The organism is Vibrio sp. 10N.261.55.A7, from assembly GCF_002877365.1.
Taxonomy (GTDB): Bacteria; Pseudomonadota; Gammaproteobacteria; order Enterobacterales; family Vibrionaceae; genus Vibrio.
Genome location: NZ_MCWZ01000213.1, coordinates 1 through 2,945, shown reverse-complemented (window position 1 = coordinate 2,945; position 2,945 = coordinate 1). Strand labels below are relative to the sequence as shown.

General features: G+C 43.9%; 1 protein-coding gene. It reads right to left on the bottom strand.

The genetic code is table 11. The features are described from left to right. Positions 1 to 3: 3 nt before the first annotated feature. The gene (gene adhE, locus BCU12_RS10745; RefSeq protein WP_102404283.1) at positions 4 to 2,676 is read right to left on the bottom strand and encodes a bifunctional acetaldehyde-CoA/alcohol dehydrogenase; all 2,673 of its coding nucleotides are present in this window, start codon (positions 2,674 to 2,676) and stop codon (positions 4 to 6) included. Positions 2,677 to 2,945: the final 269 nt, after the last annotated feature.

Genomic DNA, 2,945 nt, shown 5'->3' with positions numbered 1-2,945 from the left:
GTCTTACTTCTTTTTAGCTGGCTTTTGGTCAGCTTTTTTCTTAATTACTGTTGTACCTTCGAAAGTTTCACCTTCAACGTACGCTTTACCGTAGTAAGCCGTTGTTAGAACTTCTTTCAGCTCAGTAATTAGAGGGTAACGAGGGTTTGCACCAGTACACTGGTCATCAAACGCTTCAACCGCTAGTTCATCAAGTTTAGAGATGAAGTCAGCTTCGTTAACGCCAGCTTCTTGGATAGATAGCGGGATATCTAGGTCTTTCTTAAGCTCTTCTAACCAAGTCAGTAGACGTTCAATCTTCTGAGCTGTACGGTCACCAGCTTGGCTTAGGCCTAGGTGGTCAGCGACTTCAGCGTAACGACGACGGGCTTGTGGACGGTCGTACTGAGAGAATGCAGTCTGCTTAGTTGGGTTATCGTTCGCGTTGTAACGTACAACGTTAGAGATAAGTAGTGCGTTAGCTAGACCGTGTGGTAGGTGGAACTCAGCACCAATTTTGTGAGCCATAGAGTGACACACACCTAGGAATGCGTTCGCAAACGCTACACCAGCGATAGTTGCTGCGTTGTGTACTTTCTCACGAGCGATTGGGTCAGCCGCACCATTTTTGTAGCTAGATGGTAGGTATTCTTTCAGCATCTTAAGTGCTTGAAGAGCTTGACCGTCTGAGTATTCGTTCGCTAGAACAGATACGTAAGCTTCAAGAGCGTGAGTTACTGCATCGTAACCACCGAACGCTGTTAGCGACTTAGGCATGTTCATTACTAGGTTCGCATCAACGATAGCCATGTTTGGCGTAATTTCGTAATCAGCTAGTGGGTACTTAGCACCAGTCTTGTCGTCTGTAACAACAGCGAATGGAGTAACCTCTGAACCTGTACCTGAAGTCGTCGTGATACATACAAGCTCAGCTTTTTGACCCATTTTAGGGAACTTGTAGATACGTTTACGGATATCCATAAAGCGCATTGCAAGTTCTTCAAAGTGAGTGTCTGGGTGCTCGTACATAACCCACATGATCTTAGCCGCATCCATTGGAGAACCGCCACCTAGAGCAAGGATTACGTCAGGCTGGAAGCTCTTCATTGCTTCAGCGCCTTTCTCAACGACAGATAGTGTAGGATCCGCTTCTACATCAAAGAATACTTGAACTTCGATGCCTTGAGCTTTAAGCAGACGAACAACGTCATCAGCGTAGCCATTGTTAAATAGGAAACGGTCAGTTACTAGGAATGCGCGTTTCTTACCTTCTAGGTCGCCAAGAGCGATTGGAAGGCTACCACGACGGAAGTAGATAGACTTAGGTAGTTTGTGCCACAACATGTTTTCAGCTCGCTTCGCTACAGTTTTCTTGTTGATAAGGTGCTTAGGACCTACGTTCTCAGAGATAGAGTTACCACCCCATGAACCACAACCAAGTGTTAGAGATGGCGCAACGTTAAAGTTGTACAGATCACCGATACCACCGTGAGTCGATGGGATGTTAACAAGAATACGTGCTGTTTTTAGCTTGTCACCGAAGTAACGAATACGGTCTGTATTTGTATCTTGGTTTGTGTAAAGGCCAGATGTATGACCGATACCACCGATTTCAACCATAGTTACTGCTTGAGCGACAGCATCTTCGAAGTCATCTGCGCGGAATAAACCTAGAGTTGGAGACAGTTTCTCGTGAGCGAATTCGTCTTCAACACTTACTTTACCAAGACCTTCACCAACAAGAACTTTCGTGTCAGCTGGCACTTTAACACCCGCCATTTCAGCGATTGCTGGAGCAGGCTGACCTACGATTTTCGCATTTAGGTTACCGTCGATAAGCAGTACTTTACGTACTTTGTCTGCTTCAGCTTTGCTCAATACGTATGCTTTGTGAGAGGCGAAACGCTCTTTCACTTCGTCGTATACTTCATCAACAACAATAGCCGCTTGCTCAGAAGCACATACAACACCGTTATCAAACGTCTTAGACATTAGGATAGAAGCTACCGCACGCTTGATGTCAGCTGTTTCGTCAATAACGATTGGCACGTTACCCGCACCAACACCGATAGCTGGCTTACCTGAAGAGTATGCAGCTTTAACCATGCCTGGACCACCAGTAGCAAGGATAAGTGCAATACCGTCGTGCTTCATAAGTGCGTTTGAAAGCTCTACTGAAGGCTGGTCAATCCAACCGATGATATCTTTTGGAGCGCCCGCTGCTACCGCCGCGTCTAGAACGAGTTTCGCTGCGTCGTTCGTAGAGTTTTTAGCGCGTGGGTGTGGAGAGAAGATGATACCGTTACGAGTCTTCAGAGAGATTAGTGATTTGAAGATTGCTGTTGAAGTTGGGTTTGTTGTTGGAACGATACCACAGATAATACCGATTGGTTCTGCAATCGTCATTGTACCCAAGCTGTCATCTTCTTCTAAGATGCCACATGTTTTTTCGTCTTTATACTTGTTATAGATAAATTCTGAAGCAAAGTGGTTTTTGATTACCTTATCTTCAACGATACCCATTCCAGACTCTTCTACCGCTTGTTGCGCTAGAGGGATACGAGCATGGTTAGCTGCTAAAGATGCTGCACGGAAGATAGCATCAACTTTTTCTTGAGAGAAAGTTGAGAACTCTTCTTGAGCTGCTTTTACGCGAGCGACTAGAGCATCTAGTTCAGCTAAGTTAGTTACAGGCATAGTGGATCTCCTAAAATAAATAAATATTAAAAACTTTTTATTAAGATTGCGTTGATATGTTGAATAATATCGTTGTCAAGCTCAGAGCCAACCACACAGACTTAGTAAATTGCTTTCAGGACTGAGTATAATATTTCACACCACGAAAGAAATTGACTCAGATCAGTTATCAAAAATCAATTACCCACAAAGTAGTGTAAAAATTACAATACAACCACTAAATCACTGACTTTAAACGATATAAATAAAAATTCCGTATGATTAAAAAT